This is a genomic window from Azoarcus sp. L1K30 (assembly GCF_018122735.1).
Taxonomy (GTDB): domain Bacteria; phylum Pseudomonadota; class Gammaproteobacteria; order Burkholderiales; family Rhodocyclaceae; genus Parazoarcus.
This window is the reverse complement of the sequence record NZ_JAGRRD010000001.1, coordinates 179,714-200,742: the sequence shown is the minus strand read 5'-3', so window position 1 is coordinate 200,742 and position 21,029 is coordinate 179,714. Positions and strand designations below refer to the sequence as shown.

Here is a 21,029-nt window from a genome sequence, read left to right as displayed (position 1 = left end):
CTGGCGCGCCTGATGATCCCGTTGGCATGGCGCATCCCCCTTGCGGGACTAGTCGATAGCGCGCAGTGTAAACTCCGTACTCATGTACGGAGTCAAGCGATGAATCAAGAGACAGGCAAGGCGCTGACAATCGGCGCACTGGCAAAGGCCGCCGCCGTTGGTGTGGAGACCATTCGTTACTACCAGCGTCGTGGCCTGCTGGCACAACCTCGCCAAATGCGAGGGGCCTACCGGGTGTATGGTGAGCAGGACCTTGTACGCCTGCGAGCCATACGACGTGCCCAACAACTGGGCTTTTCCCTGGACGAGATCGATGGCCTGCTCGCCCTTAACGAAGACACCGATCGGGAGCGAGCGCGGGCGCTGGCGCAAGCGAAGATCGAACTCATCGACGCGCGTATCGGGCAGATGCAGGACATGCGCAAAGCCCTGACCGAACTGGTTGGCTGTTGCGAGCGCACCGATGCCCCCGCACCGTGTCCGATTCTGCGCGCGCTGTCACAGGGCGATTGAGCAGCTTCAATGCGCGGTGCGAGGCCGCACACGCTCACTCAGGTCGCGCACACCACCCCGCTCCAGAGTTGCCCGCCCAAGGTCTGGGCATGGACCAGGCCAAATACGCCGAAGCCGAATACCAGCAAGCCTGAGGCAAAACGGACGGTGCCGTTGCGGGTGATATCGCGAAAGCGTTTGAACAACATCCCCGCCAGCATCAAGTTGGGCAAGGTGCCCAGTCCGAAAGCCAGCATCAGCCCTCCTCCACGTACCGCGGACCCGGTGACAAGCGCCGTCGCCAGCACCGAGTACACCAGACCACAGGGCAGGAACCCCCACAACAGCCCCAGGGGCAGCGCCTGCTTGACCGAGCGCGCGGGCAGAAAGCGCCGGCTGAGCGGCTGGATACGCCGCCAGAGTTGGTGCCCCAGCCTCTCGACCGGGGCAAGCAGGCGGGTAAAGCCGGTCAGGTAGAGGCCCAGTGCCACCAGCATGAGATTGGCGAGCACGTACAAGGTGATCTGAACCGGCAGCACGCCATCGTAGAGCATGCCCACCGAACCGAGCGCGCCCAGTCCGGCGCCGATGCCGGTGTAGGTAGCGATGCGCCCCAGATTGTAGGCCAGATGAATCGGCCACTGCCGGTTTCGACCTGCAGGGGTATGCACCTGCACCGTAAGCGCGCCCACGATGCCGCCGCACATGGAGACACAGTGCGTGCCGCCAAGCAGGCCTATGAGGAAAACAGCGAGATAACCTGTTTCAGGCATGTAATGTCAGTTCCGATCCAGACGACGCAGAGCGTGCATTCTACGCCGCACCGCACGGCGACGCTGCTTCGCGTCAGATCACGCGGGAATAGCGCGCACGTTCGCGATCGGAACGCAGGTAGCGGTCGAACACCATCGCAATACCCCGGACCAACAGCCTGCCAGCCGGCAATACGCTAATCCATTCGTCATCGATCTTCACCAACCCCGCCTCTTCCATTGCGCGGAGATCGTCCAGTTCGCTCGCAAAGTACTCGCCGAACTTGATCAGGTGGGCGATCTCGATCGACTCGATCGACAGCTCGAAGTGACACATCAAGGCCTGGATGATCGAGCGCCGCAACAAGTCGTCCGCCGTCAGCTCCACCCCGCGAAGCACTGGCAGTTCGTCGCGATCAAGCGCATCGTAGTATTCGTCGAGCGTCTTCACATTCTGCGAATAGACCGGCCCGATCTTTCCGATGGCGGACACGCCGAACGCCAGGAGGTCGCATTCAGCTTGGGTGGAATAGCCCTGGAAATTCCGGTGAAGCCGGCCCTGGCGTTGGGCGATGGTCAGTTCGTCTTCGGGTTTGGCGAAATGGTCCATACCGATATAGACATAGCCTGCTTCGGTCAGGCGGCGAATCGCCAACTGCAGAATCTGCAGCTTCGCATCGGCCGACGGCAAGTCGATCGGGATGATCCTGCGCTGTGGCTTGAACAGCCCCGGCAGGTGCGCGTAGCTGTACAGCGAGATGCGATCGGGCGACAGCTCCAGTACCTGCTCAAGCGTACGGTTGAAGCTGATGACATTCTGCTTGGGCAGGCCGTAAATCAGATCCATGCTGATGGACTTGAAGCCGGTCGCGCGCGCGGCGTCCATCACCAGCTTGGTCTCTTCCACACTCTGCACGCGGTTGGTGGCAATCTGCACGTCTTCGGCGAAATCCTGCACGCCGACGCTCATGCGATTGAACCCGAGATTGGCAAGCATCTCGACGGTGTCGAAGTCGACCTTGCGCGGATCCACCTCGATCGAATACTCGCCGTTAGGCACCAGGTTGAAGTGCTTGCGCACCGATGCCATCAATTGGTGCATTTCTTCGTGCGACAGGAACGTCGGCGTACCGCCGCCTAGATGCAGCTGCGTGACCTGCCGCGTCCCACCCAGCGCATCCGCCTGCATCTGAATCTCTTTATCGAGATAATTCAAATACTTGGCTGACCTTCCATGATCCTTGGTAATGATCTTGTTGCACGCACAGTAGTAGCAAATCGTGTTACAAAAAGGGATGTGGAAGTATAATGACAGCGGTCGACTCACGCCGCCTACAGCACGTTTTGCCAACCAGTCCTTCAGTGCGCTTGCGTCGAACGCCTCGACAAACCGGTCTGCGGTAGGATAGGAGGTATAACGAGGCCCGTTGATGTCGAATCGACGAATCAACTGCGGATCGAAGATGAGGTCTGGCTGGCTGGTCATGGTTTGGCTGCGTCAGAATGTACTTAACAATGGCAGAAAGTCGGCGATTTGTGGTTGACTTGGATCAACGGCAACAATTCTCCAACCCCTTCCCCGATTCGGAGAAAGCTTACAGTGCAAATGAAGGCATCAGTGCCGTTTACTGCGGCAGGCCTGAAAACAGCTTGCTCTCAGTGCAACCTCCTGGAGTTGTGCCTGCCGTTCGGCATGACGGATACGGAGCTCGATCGTCTCGACGAACTCGTCGGCGCCCGCCGCAAGATCAAGCGCCAGCAACCGCTGTATCGCGCAGGCGACCTGTTCGAGGCCATCTACGCCATCCGTGCCGGCTCGTTCAAGACAGATGTACTACTGGAAGATGGCCGCGAGCAGGTCACCGGATTCCAGATGACCGGTGAAATTCTCGGCCTCGACGGCATCAGTACCGAACTTCATTCGTGCAACGCGATTGCCCTCGAAGACAGCGAGGTCTGCGTGATTCCGTATGGAAAGCTCGAGGAACTGTCGCGTGTCGTAGAAGGCCTGCAGCATCAGTTTCACAAGGTCATGAGCCGCGAAATCGTGCGCGACCATGGCGTGATGATGTTGCTCGGCTCAATGCGCGCGGAAGAGCGCCTGGCAGCCTTCCTGCTCAACATGTCTCAGCGCTTCACTGCCCGCGGCTTCTCCGCCGCCGAGTTTCATCTACGCATGACCCGTGAAGAAATCGGCTCGTACCTGGGCCTGAAACTCGAAACCGTATCGCGGGCATTCTCCCGTTTTCAGGAGGACGGCCTGGTGGGCGTGCAGCAGAAGCATATTCGCATCCTCAACGGTGACGGGCTGAAGAAACTCATCCAGCACCAGCCCGGCGCACGCTGAGCACTGCGGCTCAGCCGACGAGGGCGACCCAGCCGGCCGGGTTCTTGCTCAGTGCGACCGAGACGATCCAGCTGAAAACCAGGACGGCAGCAATAAACGCCACCGCGCGCACCGATCGGGTCTTGCCGCGCTTGAGCGCCACTGTTCCGAGAAAAATGTAGCCGATGAGCCCGACAACCTTCGCCGTCACCCAGGACGCCTGCAGGGGATACTGTCCGCTCATTGCTGCCAGCCCGATCGCACTCGCAAGCAAGCCTGTATCGATGACGTGGGGCAGCGTACGCGTGAAGCGGTGATTCAGCAGGCGATGGCCGGAAAACATCCACCACCCCCTGAGCGTGAATCCGCTGATGCTCAGAATGACGCAGGTAACGTGGAAGTGCTTCAGCGCCTGATACATACTTGGACCTCCAACAGCAGCGCATCGTGAAAAGTTCATCATGGTGCCACGCATACAGGCTGTGCCCGCGGGGAACAGCAAAATGAAGCGATCCTCAGATAGATGCAGGAGCAGCACATGACCCAGCCCCCTTCGGATCTCGTCTCCCTATTGCGGCAGATTTCGCTCTTCGGAGAGTTGACCGACGACGAACTCGTGATGGTCGCGCGGTTTACGCGCGAACGCCGACTGAGAAAGGGAGAACTGCTGTTTCAACGCGGCGATCCCGCCCATGGCTTCTACTTCGTGACCGAGGGACAACTCAAGCTCGCATTCTCGTCTGCCCAAGGAAACGAGAAGGTCGTCGAAATCGTTGGCCCGCAGCAGAGTTTTGGCGAGGCTGTCATGTTCATGGACCGCCCTTACCCCGTCTTCGCCGAAGCTCTCACCGACATGTCGCTGCTGCATATCAGTCAGAATGTCGTCTCCGACCTCATTGATCACGACGCGCAGTTTGCCCGCAAGTTACTGGCAGGGATGGCGATACGCCTGCACAACATGGTCCGCGACGTCGAAACCTATTCGCTGCATTCCAGCACGCAGCGCGTCATCGGCTACCTGCTGCAACAGTCCGACGACGACGGCAGTAGTGCGAGCGAGATCACGTTGCCAACGAGCAAACAGGTCATTGCCTCCCGACTGAACCTGACGCCCGAGACGCTTTCGAGGATCTTTCACGATCTGGCCGAACGCAAGCTGATCAGCGTCCACGGCAAACGCATCGTCCTCCATGACCCGCGGGCCCTCGCCCGCTTCAACGGCTGAACACCCTGCCGGTGCCTCATCCACCAAGGCGTCGGCAACCCGCGCCGGGTGCACGCGGGCTGAATCGCCTCAGCCGAAGCAACTGCTCGTTGCCTCGACGTTTCAGGACTCCAATACGTAAGTGCCCGGGGCGGCCGCGAGCGACGGATGTGCGCTCGTCGCCGCCGGTCGCGCATCGACCAACTCGCCCGCGCGCGGCTTGAGCCAGGCCATCCAGTCCGTCCACCAACTTCCGGCCTGCTCGGTCGCGCCATGTCGCCACTGTTCGGCGGTATCGGATCGATGCGCCTCCCCGGCCCAGAAAGTCCGCTTCGGCGGCGTGACGACGGGGTTCACGATACCCAGAATGTGACCCGAACTCGACAATACGTAACGCTTCGGCCCCGTCACGTGATTGACGACGCGGAAGGTCTGCAGCCACGGCGCGATGTGATCGTCCTCGGCCGACACGGCATAGAGAGGCTGTGTAATCGCGCCAAGATCGAGCGGCTCACCGGCCACGACGAGCGCGTCCGGATGGATCAGATTGTTGTTCAGGTAGAGTTCGCGCAGATACCATGCATGCATGGCAAAGGGCATACGCGTGGTGTCCATGTTCCAGAACAGCACATCGAACGGTGGCGGTGTTTCGCCATACAGCCATCCATGCACCACGTAGTGCCAGATCAGACCGTTCGACCGCAGCAGACGGAATGCCGACGCCATCTCCTTGCCATCGAGATAGCCCTTCCCCGCCATGTTCTCGGTGATGTAGCGGATGCTCGCCTCGTCGATAAAGACCTCGATATCGCCCGGCTTGTGAAAATCGACGAGCGTGGTAAACAGCGTCCAGTCGGCAACGGGCACCTGATCGGCAGGGAAACGCCGATTGGCCCAGGCCATGTACATCGACAAGGCCGTACCGCCGATGCAGTACCCGACCGCATGCACCTTCTCGGCGCCGGTAAAGGCACGGGCGCACTCGACGATGGCGTGCACGCCTTCAGTCAGATAGTCGTCAAAGCTGCAATCCCGCATCGACGCATCGGGATTCTTCCAGCTCGTGATGAAGACATCCAGCCCCTGGTCGAGCAGAAAGCGAATCATGCTCTTGCGCGGCACAAGATCGAGAATGTAGAACTTGTTGATCCAGGGGGTCACGATCACCACCGGCTCCGCATGCACCTTGGGCTGCGTGGGCGCGTAGTGAATGACTTCCAGCAAGCGATTGCGAAACACCACCTCGCCCGGCGTGGTGGCCAGATTCTTGCCGACCTGAAAATCATCGGGGTTGGTCATGCGAACATTCCCGGCCTTGATGTCGTCGAGAAAATTGCGGAATCCACTCGCCAGGCTCTCACCATTGGTTTCGACCGCCTTTCGCATCGCGACCGGATTGGTCAGCAAGAAGTTCGTCGGTGCCATCGCGTTGAGCAGCGTGCGCCACCAGAACGCAGCACGCCGCCGCTCCTTGCTGGCGAGTCCGGGCGTGTCGTAAAGCATGTCTTGCATGTGACGGGTAAACGCGAGATACCATTCCTTGCTCAGGTCCCACGATGGATAGTCGGTCCACACCGGATCGGTAAAACGTGCATCGTCGGCATGAGGACGAATCGGATCCGAACTTGCCAGGCCCAGCATGCGGTGAACCGAATGCATCTGTAGTTTCCACAGATCCGACGACAGGCGGGTGAAGCGCTCTGCGAGTTCCTGCGGATGCGCCAGCCACGCCATCTGCGCGTGGACGATCGGCGCGCTCATGCCTAGCGGGTCCACGGCGCCCTCCACTCCATCATGCAAATCGCGCATCGCTTCCCGGACCGCCTGCCCCGGATCGAATGCGTCGGCACGGTGACGGTGGTTGCCGTCGCCCGCAGACTTCCGCCCCTTGCTGCCGCGCTTGCTACTGCTGCTACTCGTTGCCATGACCTTCTCCAACGCCCGTGCAGGAACGCGCCGGGCTCAAGTTCAATTCAAATGATACGTCGTTCCCGCCACGGGCTGCATCAGCCCCGACCAGCCCAAATCGGCCTCAATTACCTGAGCGAACGCGGTACGTGCCTCCGCCTCGCCGTGCACGATGAAAGTCTGACGCGGCGGTGTTTCAAAATGCCGCATCCAGGCAAGCAGAGCGCCCTGATCAGCATGCGCCGACAGTCCGCCGATGGTATAGATTTCCGCATGGACGGCGATCCTTTCCCCCATGATGGTCACCACCCTTGCCCGGTCGACAAGCCTCCGCCCCAGTGTTCCAGCAGCCTGAAACCCGGCGATGATGACCGAACATTCCTCGCGTCCAAGGTTGTAACGCAAGTGATACTTTATTCTTCCCGCATCGCACATGCCACTTGCGGAGATGATGACCAGTCCGCCCCGGCTGTGGTTGAGCGCAATCGACTCTTCCACATCGGCCACGAAGCGCAGACGAAACTGCGATGGCGCAGTGCGCATCCACTCAGCCAGTTCTCGGGTTTCCTCATCCCATAGCGCGGCGTGTCGCATCGTCAGTTCGGTGACTGCGGTTGCCATCGGAGAGTCCACCACGACCTCAAGCCGCGGCACCTGGCCCATCCGCACGAGTTTGGCGAGGATGAACAGCACCTCCTGTGTTCGCCCCACGGCAAACGCAGGAATGATGACATTGCCCCCCTTGCGTCCAAGCGTATCGTTGAGCGCGTGGACGAGTTCACTCTCGGTTTCGTGCAAGTCGCGGTGAAAACGGTTGCCATAGGTGGACTCGACACACAGGTAGTCAGCCCTGCGCGGCATAAACGGGTCACGGAGAACCGGCCTATCCGGCTGCCCGAGATCGCCCGAAAACACCAGTCGCCGGGTTACCCCCTCATCGCTCAGATCGAGTTCGATGATTGCCGACCCGAGGATGTGTCCGGCATCGCGGAAGCGGCAACTGACCGCGGCATGCGGCGTCAGATTCTCATCATAGTGAACACGCTCAAGTGCGCGCAGACTCGTGCGCGCCTGCTCCACCGTATAGAGCGGTGCAGTATCACGCCGGCGCATACGTCGCGACCGATTGCGCTTGTTGCTCCACTCCGCTTCCTTCTCCTGAATATGTGCAGAGTCGAGCAACATCACGGTCAGCAAATCCGCTGTGGCGTCCGTCGCATACACCGGGCCACGATATCCAAGTGCGACCAAGCGCGGGATGAGTCCCGTGTGGTCAAGATGGGCGTGCGTCAGGAGAACGAAATCGATGGTACCAAAATCAAAGTCGAGCGCAGAGAAGTTCTTCCGGTCTGCATCCCTGCCCCCCTGAAACATGCCACAATCAACCATGAACGCGCCGCGACTGTGGCGTACAACAGCACTGGATCCGGTCACTTCTCCGGCAGCGCCATAAAACGTGATATCCATGCTCAATCTCCGGTGACGGAGCCATCGCTGAACAAATCAAACCTGAATGTTGGCAGCGACGACCGTAAGCAATGCTGCCGCAGCTATAATTGACTATGCATTGGGACCAAAAGGAGTATCGATATGTTCAAGCATATTCTTGTACCGACAGACGGTTCGCCCCTGTCCGAAAGCACTGTATCGCGAGCGGTGTCATTTGCGAAGGACGCAGGTGCTCGCATCACGTTTTTCTATGCCCAGCCGGATTTTCCAATGCCGATTTACGGTGAAGGTGCCCTGATCGACCCGACCACCCCGGAGCAATTCGCAAAGTCGGCGCAACAGGAGGCCGAACGTATTCTGGAAAAAGCCAAGGCAGCCGCGGATGCTGCGGGCGTTCTCGCCGGCACCGATACCTTGGTCAATGAAGTCCCCTACGAAGCCATCATCGATGCGGCCGACCGACACGGCTGCGACCTCATTTTCATGGCTTCACATGGCCGAAAGGGTATCGCCGGCCTCCTGCTCGGCAGCGAAACGCAAAAAGTACTGACTCACAGCAAGACGCCGGTTCTGGTTTATCGCTAGTCAGCATCTCAGGCGACAAGTAATAATGGCCCATCAAGGGCCATTATTACTTGTACGACAATGAAGCCCTCGCCGTCACCAGCCCAGTCGGGACATCGACATCCGGCCATCACGATTTCGTTTCGGGATGATTGATCTCGTTGGCAGTGCGTTGAAAATAGATCGTGGTCAGGCTGGATGCCGCACAAATCAGCCAGAACGCGAAGAAGCCGATCGAGTATGTCGTAATGGCATCAAAGCGAACCGGTGAACCGAAAAAATACAGTTCACTGGGGTTGATCACGGTAAAAAATATCGCCTCCACGACACCTGCAACCAGAAAAGACGGCCACAGAATCTGTATCAATTTCTGCATGGATCCTCCCTTTTTACCGTGTGATGAAACCGGTCTTCACGAGCAAGGCTGGCAGCCGCCCAAATGCGCTTGGACCCGTTGAGTCACGAGTCTTACAGCTTTTAACAACTGCCGCGCCAAGTCGCTCGTCTATTAATGATGAGTCAAACGGTGTTTCGCTTCATCTTCCGCGATGTGGCGTTTTGCAAATCGGTAAATGTAAATCGCCATCACGAGAATGAAACCGATGGTGAATAGACTGAGCAGACCGATGTCGGTGCTGAACAATTCATTCCAGGCCATGTTGTTACTCCTTCTACGACGGGTTAAGAACCAGATGGATCAATCCTGATCTCCGTCTCTGTCGGAAGGTATGCGGTCCCGTTCATGCGCCAATTGCGGGACTCGTTTTCTAGTTGAAACAACCAACGGCCCGTACTCAAGGGTGCAATCGCACCCTCAAATACGCCGCCCTGCCCTCTAAGCGTCAACATCTGATCGAAACCACTCTGAGTCGGGTGTGAAATGGTCAGATGAATCGCGCCCGGAACATTGTCGAGGTCACTGGCAGAAACCTCGACACGAACCGAATTGCTGCGCACCTTGAGTTGTGCTGTCAGCCCAAGCTGCTTGGCGAGTTCAGTCCGCTCTATCGTCCTTACGATCGCCTTGCCCTCCTTGTAATAGTCATCGACGACCAGACCGTCCCAACTCTTGATCGCAATCACCAACGTGATCGTGCCAGCCACGACCGCCGTTGCCGGCAACGCAATCAGAAACCAGGGCCATCCCTGCTTATACCAAGGCGTAACGGGAAATTTCTTGTCAGATACCATGACACTCATGTCGATTCAGACTCAGCGGGGAAAGAGGAAAGTGGTTTTCTCGCTCAGCTTGAGGCTGGGCTTGTCTTCAGGATACACCTCGAAGAACACCTCCGTCGCGCCGACCTTGTCCGGATCATAGGGCGCCCGAACCTTGAGGGTCACCGACCGCATGCCAGCCGCGTCGACCTGCAGGCGCTTGTCTCCCTCTATCGCAATACCGTCAATCCCTCGGGCACCGAACACGAAGGTGCGCGGCTGTTCGGTCATGTTCATGATCTGAAGCTCATAGACGTTCTCGATCATGCCGCCTTCCACCTCACGTGCGAGCGAGGAACGGTCGCGCATCACGTCAACCCGCAACGGTTCGCGCGATGCCAAGCCCCAGACAAATGCCAGGCTCAGAACGACGAGCACAAAGCCGTAAATCAAGGTGCGAGGGCGGAACACATGTGCCACGACTTCCTTGGTCCCCCACCCCTTCTTGATCGCATTCTCGGTGGAATAACGGATCAGGCCGCGCGGGTACTCCATCTTGTCCATCACCTGGTCGCATGCGTCGATACACGCGGCGCAACCAATGCACTCGTACTGCAGACCGTCGCGAATGTCGATGCCGGTCGGACAGACCTGCACACAGATCCCGCAATCCACGCAATCGCCCTTGCTGACTGACTTCGGCTCCACCCCCTTCTTGCGCGCACCACGCGGCTCGCCACGCGCCTCGTCATAGGTGATGACAAGCGTATCGGGGTCGAACATCACGCTCTGAAATCGCGCATACGGACACATGTACTTGCATACCTGCTCGCGCATGACGCCAGCAAACAGGTAAGTAAAACCACCGTAGAACAGAATCCAGAACAACTCCCACGGACCGAAGCTCAGGGTTTGCACCGAACGCAGCAGATCACTCAGGGGTGAAAAATAGGAGACGAAGGTGAAACCGGTCCAGATGGAAATCGCCGCCCACGAGCCGTACTTGGCCGCCTTAATGGCAAACTTCCTGGGGCTCATCGGCGACTTGTCGAGCTTCATCCGCTTGTTGCGGTCACCCTCGATCTTCTGCTCGACCCACATGAAAATTTCGGTATACACCGTCTGCGGACAGGCATAGCCGCACCAGAGACGCCCGGCAATGGCAGTGAAGAAAAACAGGCTGTATGCGGATATGATCAACAGGATGGCCAGGAAAAACACATCCTGCGGCCAGAACACCCAACCGAATATATAGAACTTGCGCTCCACCAGGTGCAGCAGTACCGCCTGTCGGCCGTTCCAGGACAGCCAGGGCAAACCATAGAAGAGAATCTGTGTGATCCAGACCAGCGCCCATCGCCAATTGGCGAAAAGTCCCGTTACGGCACGGACGTAAACCTTCTGTCGTACGGCGTAGAGCGAATCCTGCTCGGGAGGGGGCGGCGGCGTGACGGGCTGTGTACTCGGGGCTGTGCTGTTCATGATCGCTTTATTAGTGGATTCTTATTATTGTATGAAAAATAACTCCGGGGGCCTGAGCCCCCGGAGCGCACTACTTACTTCTGTTCCTTGCTCAGGCTCATCACATAAGCCGTAAGCAAATGCACCTTTGCTTCACCAAGGAAGTCTTTCCATGCCGGCATCTGGTTCTGACGGCCATTCGTCACGGTTTCGATGATCGTCGCTTCCGACGAACCATACAACCAGGACTTGTTGGTCAGATTGACTGCACCCAGCATCGGGTTACCCTTGGCATCGGGCCCGTGGCAGGCAACGCAGTTGGCGGCGAAGATTTCCTGACCGCGCTGGGCGCGCAGGGAATCGTGCGCCAGACCCGAGAGCGACCGCACATAATTGGCGACATCCTTCACGCCTTCACCGCCGAGCGCCGGCCCGAAGGCAGGCATCACGCCCATGCGTCCGCCGAGAATCGTGGTCTTGATCGCCTCGGGCTCACCGCCCCAGTTCCACTCGTCGTCGGTCAGATTCGGGAAGCCCTTGTTGCCTTGCGCCGCCGAACCGTGACATTGCGCGCAGTAGGTCAGGAACAGACGTTTGCCCATGGCATTGGCGTCCGGATCGGCTGCAACGGCTGCGAGGTCCATACTTTGGTACTTGGCAAAGATCGGGCCGTACTTCGCTTCTGCGGCCTGCATTTCCGCGTAGTACTGGCTGTGCTCGCCCCGATCGGCATTGTGATTGCCGAAGCCGGGGTAGATCACCAGATAAACAATGCCGAAAACAATGGTGATCCAGAACAGGTACAGCCACCAGCGCGGAAGCGGATTGTTGTACTCGGCAAGCGTTTCATCCCACACGTGACCGTGCAGCTGAACTTCGCCCGCTTCGCGCTTGGTCATGTTTGAGACCAGCACGAACACACAGAACAGGATGCTCAGGGCGACCAGGCCCATCACGTACATGTTCCAGAAACCGCTGATAAAGTCAGCCATTTGTTTTTCCTTCCTTTTCCAGCCGGTCGTTGTCGACCGGCAGATCGTCATCGGTCAGGGGCAGACGCGCCGCCTCGTCGAAACCGGTCTTTGCGTGTTTGCTGTATGCCCAGGCACAAATACCGAGGAAACAGGCAAAGCCCAGCACGGTGACGACGATTCTAAGATCATTGATATCCACGACGCGCCCTGTTCCTTACCTTACGTTCTGAAGTGCCTTGCCCAGCCCTTGCAGGTAGGCAACCACGGCCTCAAGCTCGGTCTTGCCCTCGAGGGCGGCAGGCGCAGCAGCGATTTCCTCGTCGCTGTACTTGTGCAGACCAACCTTGTTCAGCGCACGCATCTTGTCCTGAATGTCGCCGGCCTTGACCGGGCGATCGAGCCAGGAGAACGCAGGCATGTTCGACTCCGGCACCACGTCACGCGGGTTCAGGAGGTGAACTTTCTGCCACTCGTCCGAGTAACGTCCGCCAACGCGGGCCAGATCGGGACCGGTACGCTTTGAACCCCACTGGAAGGGATGATCGTAAATGTACTCACCCGCCACCGAGTAGTGACCGTAGCGCTCGGTTTCTGCGCGGAACGGACGAATCATCTGCGAATGGCAGTTGTAGCAACCTTCACGGATATAGATGTCACGCCCGGTCAGACGCAGCGCATCGTAAGGCTTTACATTGAGCTCGTTGCCCTTGTAATCGATCGCAGTCGTTGTCGAGTGCTGGAAGAAGAGCGGAACGATTTCCACCAGACCGCCCACGCTCACGGTAAGCAGCGTGAGAACGATCATCAGGAATACGTTACGTTCGATCTTTTCGTGTTTCGATTGTGCCATGTTCTTCTTCTCCGCTTAGGCGTGTGCAGCCGCAGGTGCGATCACCGGCGCGTTGTAGGCCTTTTCACCGGCGATGGTCTTCACCATGTTGTAGAACATGATCAGCATGCCGACGAGGAACAGGGAGCCACCCACCAGACGGATCGTCCAGAACGGATAGCTTGCCTTGACGCTCTCAACGAAAGAGTAAGTCAGGGTGCCGTCCGAGTTGGTCGCACGCCACATCAGGCCCTGCATCACACCAGCGACCCACAGCGAAGCGATGTAGAGCACGATACCGATGGTGGCAATCCAGAAGTGGGTGTTGATCAGCTTGACGCTGTACATCTGGGTCTTGCCATACAGACGCGGCAGCAGGAAGTAGACCGAGCCGATCGAGATCATTGCCACCCAGCCCAGCGCGCCGGAGTGAACGTGGCCAACCGTCCAGTCGGTGTAGTGGGACAGCGCGTTGACCGTCTTGACCGACATCATCGGGCCTTCGAACGTGGACATACCGTAGAAGGACAGCGAGGTCACGAGGAACTTCAGGATGGGGTCGGTACGCAGTTTGTGCCAGGCACCCGACAGCGTCATGATGCCGTTGATCATGCCGCCCCAGGACGGTGCAAGAAGGATCAGCGAGAAGATCATGCCGACAGACTGGGTCCAGTCAGGCAGCGCGGTGTAATGCAGGTGGTGCGGGCCAGCCCACATGTAGGTGAAGATCAGCGCCCAGAAGTGCACCACCGACAGGCGATAGGAGTACACCGGGCGCTCGGCCTGCTTCGGCACAAAGTAATACATCATGCCCAGGAAGCCTGCGGTCAGGAAGAAGCCCACCGCATTGTGGCCATACCACCACTGCACCATCGCATCCTGCACGCCGGCGTAGGCCGAGTAGGACTTCATGCCCATGAACGAGACCGGGATGGCCGCGCTATTGACGATATGAAGAAGTGCAACTGTGATGATGAAGGCACCGAAGAACCAGTTCGCCACATAGATGTGACTGACCTTGCGCTTGGCGATGGTGCCGAAGAACACGATGGCGTAGGAAACCCACACCACGGCGATCAGAAGATCGATCGGCCACTCGAGCTCGGCATATTCCTTACCCTGCGTGTAGCCCAGCGGCAGCGTGATTGCCGCCAGCAGGATGACCAGTTGCCAGCCCCAGAAGGTAAAGCCGGCGAGCGCAGGCGCAAACAACTTGGTATGACAGGTTCTCTGCACAACGTAGTACGACGTTGCAAACAGCGCGCATCCGCCGAAGGCGAAAATGACCGCGTTTGTATGCAGCGGACGCAGCCTGCCAAAATGCAGGAATTCGTGCACGTTCAGTTCAGGCCACACGAGCTGTGCTGCGGCAATGACACCGACCAGCATGCCCACGATGCCCCACACCACCGTCATGATGGTGAACTGGCGCACGACTTTGTAGTTATAAGTCGCTTGCGATTGCATGTGAAGTCACCTCTTTGATTAAAAACCCCTTGATACCGCTTAATCCGATCACGACTTTGACCTCGTCATCATCCGTGGCAAGGATACCGTCGGACCGGATCTACAATTTGACACAGATCAACATTGTATTGCACCGCGGGGACCGGGGAAAGCACGCTGGCACAGCTTTGGAGCATTTCCGGCCGGCGCCCGGCCAGTCACGCACGGATCGTGTGCAGACGAAAAAAAAGGGTGCGTATTGAACGCACCCCCAACCCCAACAGAGAGACAAAAATACCCTTGTGGATCACCGCCATCTGATGCTGCGGTACATCCAAAACCATGACGGAAGTATGCCCAATCCGTGCAAACCCAGCTTGACTTAGATCAAACATCATGTGCTTTGTGGCGCGACTCAGGTTCCGCCCTCCCCTCATCCGCTGACTGCCGCGGCTCGTCGGCCGTCGATGCGGCGCCAGATGACGGCGGCAACTCGTCCTTGTCATCCATCAGTAGCCGATAGGCAGGCCCTTCGAGATCGTCGTATTGCCCATCTCGCAGTGACCACCAGAAGAGCACACCTATGATGAACACCAGTACGACCGACAAGGGAATCAAAAGATAGAGACTTTCCACAACTTTTCGCCCTAGGCCTTGCGCTGGCGCCGTTGAAGACGCAGCGCATTGAGAACGACCAGCAGGGAACTGCCGGCCATGCCGATTCCCGCCATCCAGGGCGTGACATGCCCCGCCATGGCCAGCGGCACCGACACCAGATTGTAGGTAAATGACCACCACAGGTTCTGGCGGATGATCGCAAGGGTACGGCGCGCCAGATCGGCGCCCTCCCCGAGATCAGCCAGATTTTCGCTCAAAAGCACGATATCGGCCTGATTTCGCGCCAGATCAGTGCCGCCACCCATGGCGACTGACACATGTGCCTGGGCGAGCACGGGTGCGTCATTGACCCCGTCACCGACCATCACCACAACGGCGTCGGGATTCTGCTGCAAGCGGGCAATGAAGGTCTGCTTGTCCTGCGGCGTCATCCCCCCATGCGCCTCGCCAATACCCAACTCACCGGCGACGGCGCTGACCACCTGCTGCGCATCGCCCGAGAGTACGGTCATCGGCACCTGCTCGGCGTTGAGCTTGCGCGTCAGCACGGCCGCTTCCGCCCGGGGAAGATCCGCCAGCCTGAAAAGCCCCAGCCAGCCGCCCGGTCCGCCCAGCGCAACCACGGTTCCCCCTTTCGCCTCCAGCGCCGCCAGGGGCGCTGGCAGCGCGAGCCCCAGCGATTCGGCGACGAAGCCCGGGCGCCCGATCCAGACCGGCCCATCGGCCATCTCACCCCGCACGCCCTGCCCTGTTACCGCGACCAGGCGGCTGACGATAGGCAGGACCGCATCTTCGGCGCTGTTGCGCAAGCCAGCGGCAATCGGATGCTCCGAGCCTTGCTCAAGCGCCGAGCCCAACGCACACAGGGCACGCACGGGCATCGATGCGAGCGGCACCACTTCCTCGAGCGTCATTCGCCCCTGAGTCAGTGTACCGGTCTTGTCGAACAGGAAATGATTGGCCCGCGCAAGCGTCTCGATGGCATGGCCACGCGTCACCAGAACCCCAATGCGCGCCAGCGCATCGGTTGCCACCGTCAGTGCCGTGGGCGTCGCCAGTGACAACGCACAAGGGCAGGCAACCACCAGCACCGACACGAACACCCACAGTGCCCGATGCGGATCGATCACGTACCACACCACTCCGGTCAGCGCCGCCAGGAAGAGCAGACTCACGATGAAGTAACCCGCCACGCGATCCGACTGGGCCGCAATTCTGGGCTTGTCGAGCGCTGCGCGCTCCATCAGCCGGCAGATCGCGGCGAGCCGGGTCTCGTCGCCCACATGTTCCACCTTCACCACCAGCGGACTCGATATATTGATGCTGCCGCCGGTGACTGCGTCACCCACATGCTTCGCGACCGGCCGGCTCTCACCGGTCAAGAGGGCTTCGTTTGCCTCGCCCTGACCATCGATCACCATCCCGTCGGCGGGCACCACCTCGCCCGGACGCACACGGACGAGATTGCCAGGCATGAGCTGCGATACCGGCACCCGCTCCGCGCCTGTCGCCGGCCAGTCATTCAGTCGCTCGGCAAATACGGGCAGGACCTTGCCGAGCTCCTCAACACCGCGCACGGCCTTCTGCCGCGCCAGCATCTCCAGATAGCGGCCACCGAGGAGGAAAAAGACGAACATCGTGACCGAATCAAAATACACCTCGGGGCCATCCGTCAGCGTCGCCCACAGGCTTGCCAGAAAGGCGCTGCCCACACCGAGGGCGACCGGCACGTCCATACCAAGGCGACGCAGCCGGATGTCGCGGACCGCACGCACGAAAAATGGCGCAGCCGAATACAGCACCACGGGCAGGGTCAGCAGCAGACTCGCCCAGCGCATCAACGACGCGATATCCGCGGTCATGTCGCCGTCACGCGCGATGTAGGCCGGCAGTGCGTACATCATGACCTGCATCATGCCGAATCCGGCCACGAACAGACGCCACAGCATCGAGCGTCGTTCCTTCTTGGCGAGCTGCTCGGAACGCGATGCGTCGTAAGGATAGGCGCGATAGCCGATCGCCTGAATGGCCGCCAGGATGTCGGAGAGGTGAATCTGGCGCTCATCCCAGCGCACCCGTGCGCGCCGGGTTGCGTAATTGATTTCGACGCCGGACACGCCAGGCTGTTGTGCCACATGCTGCTCGTTGAGCCAGACGCACGCGGCGCAGGTAATCCCCTCCAGAATCAGCGAGGCCTCGCGCTCATGCTCACCGACCGGGCGAACGAAGCTCTTCTGGAACTCTGGGTGATCGAAAAGCCCCAACTCCTGCAACTCGGCAGGCAGAGCCTCGCGCCGGGTCTCCGGCATCGCGTCACGATGACGGTAATAGTCCACCAGTCCGTTATCGACAATCGACTCGGCAACGGCTTCACAGCCGATGCAGCACATGCGCCGGTCCCGACCGTCAATCCGCACGTAGTGACGGGTTTCCGGCGGAATGGGCAGGCCACAGTGATAACAGTCGCGATCCTCTTCGACCACGACAGGAGACGCTTGATCTGAATTCATGAACAGCAGCAAGGCCCGGTAACGGCTCCGGGCGGCCCGGGAGCGCAAAAGAGAAGCGCCCTTTTAGCACATTTACCCAAGGCCACCAATGCGCCAGCGCAGACGAAAGCAAAATGAGGCTGCCCCGTCGCGAACGGAGACAGCCTCACGGGCGGCGCTACCCCCGTTCGCGCAAACGGGGGCGGAGCGGCGGCTTACTTCGCCGCCATCCGTATCGCGCCGTCGAGACGAATCACCTCGCCGTTCAGATAGGCATTCTCGATGATGTGGCGCACCAGGCTGGCAAACTCGTCCGGCTTGCCCAGGCGCGAGGGGAAGGGCACCATCTTGCCCAGCGAGTCCTGCACCTCCTGCGGCATCCCCATCAGCATCGGCGTCTCCATGATGCCCGGCGCAACCGTCATCACCCGAATGCCGTAGCGCGACAACTCACGCGCAACGGGCAAGGTCATCCCGACCACGCCGGCCTTTGACGCGGCATAACCCGCCTGCCCCACCTGACCGTCGAACGCCGCCACCGAAGCGGTATTGACGATCACGCCACGTTCGCCGCCGGCATCCGGTGCTGCTTTGCTCATCACATCAGCAGCGAGACGAACCATGTTGAAGGTGCCGATCAGGTTGATGGCCACGGTGCGCGAAAACGACTCGAGCCGATGCGGCGCTTCGCGGCCGACCACTTTTTCTGCCGGTGCCACGCCCGCACAGTTGATCAGCCCGTTCAACCCCCCAAATCCGGAAACGGCGCGGTCAATGGCCGCCTTCGCGCTGGCTTCGTCGGTTACATCGGTAGTGACAAAGGCCGCCGCCGCGCCCAGCTTAGCGGCGAGTGCTTCACCCGCTTCGCGATTGACGTCCGCCAACACGACCCTGGCGCCCGCCTCGACCAGCATGCGCGCCGTTGCCGCGCCCAGCCCGGACCCGCCACCCGTCACCACGAAAACACCGTTGTCGATTTTCATCGCGTACTCCTCTCCTCTCGGCCTGCGCCGCAATATCCAGCACCGAAACATAGTTGTCGTTGACGTAAACGTCAACTTTCATCACCCGTATGCAGACACCCTCCCGATCAAACCGACACGTAAATATCAAGACGCACCCGCAAAACGACAATTGTTGCCGCTCAGCAATAATCATTTTCCAGGAACGGGATTACTCATCCGCCCGGCTTTCCTACAATGGCAGGTTCAACCCCAGATGGAAAACAAGCCATGATCAAATCCCGCGCCGCCGTTGCCTGGGCCGCCAAGCAGCCGCTCGAAATCACCGAAGTCGATGTCGCGCCCCCGCGCGCAGGTGAAGTCCTGGTTCGCATCGTGGCCACCGGGGTGTGCCACACCGACGCCTTCACCTTGTCGGGAGCCGATCCCGAAGGCATCTTTCCGGCCATTCTCGGCCATGAGGGCGGCGGTATCGTCGAAGCGATCGGCGAAGGCGTCACATCGGTCGCCGTTGGCGATCACGTCATTCCGCTGTACACGCCGGAATGCGGCAAGTGCAAGTTTTGCCTGTCGGGCAAGACCAACCTGTGTCAGGCCATCCGCGCCACCCAGGGCAAGGGCCTGATGCCCGACGGCAGCAGCCGTTTCAGCAAGGACGGCAAGCCGATCTTCCACTATATGGGCACCTCGACCTTCTCCGAGTACACCGTGCTGCCTGAAATATCGGTTGCCAAGATTCAGAAGGATGCCCCGCTGGAAAAGGTCTGCCTGCTTGGCTGCGGCGTGACCACCGGTATCGGTGCCGTGCTCAATACGGCCAAGGTCGAAGCCGGCGCCACCGTGGCCGTGTTCGGACTGGGTGGCATTGGTCTGTCCGCCATCATTGGCGCGGTCATGGCCAAGGCCTCACGCATCGTCGCGATCGATGTCAATCCGTCAAAGTTCGAGATCGCGAAGCAGCTTGGCGCCACCGACTGCATCAACCCACTCGACCACGACCGTCCGATCCAGGAGGTGATCGTCGATCTCACCGACGGCGGGGTCGACTATTCGTTCGAGTGCATCGGCAACACGAAGGTCATGCGCTCCGCGCTCGAGTGTTGCCATAAGGGCTGGGGTGAGTCGATCATCATCGGCGTGGCGGGGGTCCGGCGAGAAAACCACCCCCCCCCCCTTCCACCTCGGGACCGCCGCGGTGGGGCCGGGCCCGCGCTCCGTCGGGTGCGCGGGGCGCGCGCACACCAGAAACTCAAATGCGTTTCGCGGTGAAGAGGTGCGCATTATAGACAGTTAAGAGCCTGCGTCAACCCATTCTTATCAATTACCCCCAGGTTCATCCGCACCAGCCCTCTTCCTGCACTGATGCTGATTCAACGCCCAGACGACGTGTTCCCGAACCAGCGCCGAAGGGTCATCGGCGCGCTGACGAAGCGCCGCCACTGCTTCGTCAGTGCATTCGCCATTGCCCAGCGCAACGGCGATGTTTCGCAGCCAGCGTTCATGGCCGATGCGGTGGATCGGACTGCCCGCAGTGCGCTGACCGAACTCCTCCTCGTTCCAACGGAAGAGCGAAATCAACGACGCGCAATCGAGTCCGTTGCGGACTTCAAAATCCGTTTCGACAGATCTCCGGGCAAATCGATTCCATGGACAGACGAGCTGGCAGTCGTCACATCCATAAATGCGATTGCCGATGAGAGGTCGAAGCGGCTCGGGAATCGCGCCCTGTAACTCGATGGTCAGATAGGAGATGCAACGCCTGGCATCCAGCCGATATGGCGCAACGATTGCCCCGGTCGGACACGCCTCGATGCACGCGACACAACTGCCACAATGCGCGCTTACCGGATCATCAACGGGCAAAGGGAGATCGGTGAAGATCTCACCCAGGAAGAAATAGGAGCCGAGCGTCTTGTCCAACAGCAAGGTGTGCTTGCCTCGCCACCCCAGCCCCGCTTTGGCACCGAGCTCCGCCTCCAGCACTGGCGCCGAGTCGACAAACACCCTGGAAGCTGAGGGCGCGGCGGTGACGATCCTCTCGGCAAGTTTCTGCAGCCTCGACCGGAGCACCTTGTGATAATCGCGCCCCAAGGCATAGCGAGAGACATAAGCAAGCGAGGGATCGTCGAGAACCGCCTCCGCGGGCGAGACATCCGGCCAGTAATTCATCCGCACCGAGATGACACGGACAGTACCGGGCACCAATTCCGCCGGACGCGCCCGCTTGAGCCCATGTCGCACCATATAATGCATCTCGCCATGGAAGCCGGCTTCCAGCCACTCACCAAGACCCGTCTCCGCTGCTGCAAGATTCGTGTCCGTAATGGCCAGCGCGCCAAACCCCAATTCGTGCGCCCACGACCGGACTTGCCCAGCCAATGCCACCATGTCACCCGC

Annotated in this window: 21 protein-coding genes and 1 pseudogene; 5 read left to right on the top strand and 17 right to left on the bottom strand. The window is 59.7% G+C overall.

Annotated elements, in window-relative coordinates; all coding sequences use genetic code 11:
• The first annotated feature begins 99 nt into the window (after positions 1–99).
• On the top strand, positions 100–513 hold the full coding sequence (locus J5J83_RS00920) for a MerR family transcriptional regulator (RefSeq protein WP_212344098.1): 414 nt from the start codon (positions 100–102) through the stop codon (positions 511–513).
• A 38-nt stretch (positions 514–551) separates the two neighbouring features.
• Here the strand turns inward: J5J83_RS00920 and J5J83_RS00915 are convergent, their stop codons facing one another.
• Both J5J83_RS00915 and hemN read right to left on the bottom strand, forming a co-directional pair.
• Entirely contained in the window at positions 552–1,265 is a 714-nt protein-coding gene (locus tag J5J83_RS00915) for a sulfite exporter TauE/SafE family protein (RefSeq protein WP_212344096.1), read from the bottom strand.
• A 73-nt stretch (positions 1,266–1,338) separates the two neighbouring features.
• On the bottom strand, positions 1,339–2,730 hold the full coding sequence (gene hemN / locus J5J83_RS00910; RefSeq protein ID WP_212344094.1) for an oxygen-independent coproporphyrinogen III oxidase: 1,392 nt from the start codon (positions 2,728–2,730) through the stop codon (positions 1,339–1,341).
• A gap of 120 nt (positions 2,731–2,850) precedes the next feature.
• Between hemN and fnr the strand changes: the two genes are divergently transcribed.
• Entirely contained in the window at positions 2,851–3,591 is a 741-nt protein-coding gene (gene fnr / locus J5J83_RS00905; protein ID WP_212344091.1) for a fumarate/nitrate reduction transcriptional regulator Fnr, read from the top strand.
• Between the two features lie 10 nt (positions 3,592–3,601).
• Here the strand turns inward: fnr and J5J83_RS00900 are convergent, their stop codons facing one another.
• On the bottom strand, positions 3,602–3,991 hold the full coding sequence (locus J5J83_RS00900; protein ID WP_212344090.1) for a SirB2 family protein: 390 nt from the start codon (positions 3,989–3,991) through the stop codon (positions 3,602–3,604).
• 117 nt (positions 3,992–4,108) lie between these two features.
• Here J5J83_RS00900 and J5J83_RS00895 point away from each other — a divergent pair, with 117 nt between their 5' ends.
• Positions 4,109–4,795 (top strand): Crp/Fnr family transcriptional regulator, encoded by a 687-nt coding sequence (locus J5J83_RS00895; RefSeq protein WP_212344089.1) that lies wholly within the window; start codon positions 4,109–4,111, stop codon positions 4,793–4,795.
• Between the two features lie 102 nt (positions 4,796–4,897).
• Here the strand turns inward: J5J83_RS00895 and J5J83_RS00890 are convergent, their stop codons facing one another.
• The gene (locus J5J83_RS00890) at positions 4,898–6,583 is read right to left on the bottom strand and encodes an alpha/beta hydrolase (protein ID WP_212352706.1); all 1,686 of its coding nucleotides are present in this window, start codon (positions 6,581–6,583) and stop codon (positions 4,898–4,900) included.
• Between the two features lie 159 nt (positions 6,584–6,742).
• Positions 6,743–8,149, bottom strand: a complete 1,407-nt coding sequence (locus J5J83_RS00885; RefSeq protein ID WP_212344088.1) for an MBL fold metallo-hydrolase — start codon at positions 8,147–8,149, stop codon at positions 6,743–6,745.
• Positions 8,150–8,272: 123 nt separating this feature from the next.
• Between J5J83_RS00885 and J5J83_RS00880 the strand changes: the two genes are divergently transcribed.
• On the top strand, positions 8,273–8,716 hold the full coding sequence (locus tag J5J83_RS00880; protein ID WP_212344086.1) for a universal stress protein: 444 nt from the start codon (positions 8,273–8,275) through the stop codon (positions 8,714–8,716).
• A 109-nt stretch (positions 8,717–8,825) separates the two neighbouring features.
• Here J5J83_RS00880 and J5J83_RS00875 read toward each other — a convergent pair whose 3' ends face one another.
• The 11 genes from J5J83_RS00875 to J5J83_RS00825 form a co-directional block, all read right to left on the bottom strand.
• On the bottom strand, positions 8,826–9,071 hold the full coding sequence (locus J5J83_RS00875) for a hypothetical protein (protein WP_212344084.1): 246 nt from the start codon (positions 9,069–9,071) through the stop codon (positions 8,826–8,828).
• 132 nt (positions 9,072–9,203) lie between these two features.
• On the bottom strand, positions 9,204–9,353 hold the full coding sequence (locus tag J5J83_RS00870) for a DUF3149 domain-containing protein (protein WP_212344082.1): 150 nt from the start codon (positions 9,351–9,353) through the stop codon (positions 9,204–9,206).
• Positions 9,354–9,376: 23 nt separating this feature from the next.
• On the bottom strand, positions 9,377–9,886 hold the full coding sequence (locus J5J83_RS00865; protein WP_212352704.1) for a FixH family protein: 510 nt from the start codon (positions 9,884–9,886) through the stop codon (positions 9,377–9,379).
• Positions 9,887–9,907: 21 nt separating this feature from the next.
• Positions 9,908–11,335 (bottom strand): cytochrome c oxidase accessory protein CcoG, encoded by a 1,428-nt coding sequence (ccoG, locus tag J5J83_RS00860; protein ID WP_212344080.1) that lies wholly within the window; start codon positions 11,333–11,335, stop codon positions 9,908–9,910.
• A 74-nt stretch (positions 11,336–11,409) separates the two neighbouring features.
• Positions 11,410–12,306 (bottom strand): cytochrome-c oxidase, cbb3-type subunit III, encoded by an 897-nt coding sequence (ccoP, locus tag J5J83_RS00855; protein WP_212344078.1) that lies wholly within the window; start codon positions 12,304–12,306, stop codon positions 11,410–11,412.
• Positions 12,299–12,487 (bottom strand): cbb3-type cytochrome c oxidase subunit 3, encoded by a 189-nt coding sequence (locus J5J83_RS00850; protein ID WP_212344076.1) that lies wholly within the window; start codon positions 12,485–12,487, stop codon positions 12,299–12,301. Before J5J83_RS00850 ends, ccoP begins: the two co-directional genes overlap by 8 nt.
• Before the next feature lie 15 nt (positions 12,488–12,502).
• A complete protein-coding gene (ccoO, locus tag J5J83_RS00845; RefSeq protein WP_212344074.1) occupies positions 12,503–13,138 on the bottom strand; it encodes a cytochrome-c oxidase, cbb3-type subunit II in 636 nt (211 codons plus the stop codon).
• A gap of 15 nt (positions 13,139–13,153) precedes the next feature.
• Positions 13,154–14,584 (bottom strand): cytochrome-c oxidase, cbb3-type subunit I, encoded by a 1,431-nt coding sequence (gene ccoN / locus J5J83_RS00840; protein WP_212344072.1) that lies wholly within the window; start codon positions 14,582–14,584, stop codon positions 13,154–13,156.
• Between the two features lie 366 nt (positions 14,585–14,950).
• Entirely contained in the window at positions 14,951–15,199 is a 249-nt protein-coding gene (gene ccoS / locus J5J83_RS00835) for a cbb3-type cytochrome oxidase assembly protein CcoS (RefSeq protein ID WP_212344070.1), read from the bottom strand.
• A gap of 11 nt (positions 15,200–15,210) precedes the next feature.
• Positions 15,211–17,691, bottom strand: coding sequence for a heavy metal translocating P-type ATPase (locus J5J83_RS00830; protein WP_212344068.1), 2,481 nt, complete (start codon positions 17,689–17,691; stop codon positions 15,211–15,213).
• A gap of 194 nt (positions 17,692–17,885) precedes the next feature.
• Entirely contained in the window at positions 17,886–18,653 is a 768-nt protein-coding gene (locus J5J83_RS00825; RefSeq protein ID WP_212344066.1) for a 3-hydroxyacyl-CoA dehydrogenase, read from the bottom strand.
• A 249-nt stretch (positions 18,654–18,902) separates the two neighbouring features.
• Here J5J83_RS00825 and J5J83_RS00820 point away from each other — a divergent pair.
• Positions 18,903–19,778, top strand: a pseudogene (locus J5J83_RS00820) (S-(hydroxymethyl)glutathione dehydrogenase/class III alcohol dehydrogenase); the annotation flags it as partial.
• 171 nt (positions 19,779–19,949) lie between these two features.
• Here the strand turns inward: J5J83_RS00820 and queG are convergent.
• A complete protein-coding gene (gene queG / locus J5J83_RS00815; protein WP_212352699.1) occupies positions 19,950–21,020 on the bottom strand; it encodes a tRNA epoxyqueuosine(34) reductase QueG in 1,071 nt (356 codons plus the stop codon).
• Positions 21,021–21,029 lie beyond the last annotated feature (9 nt).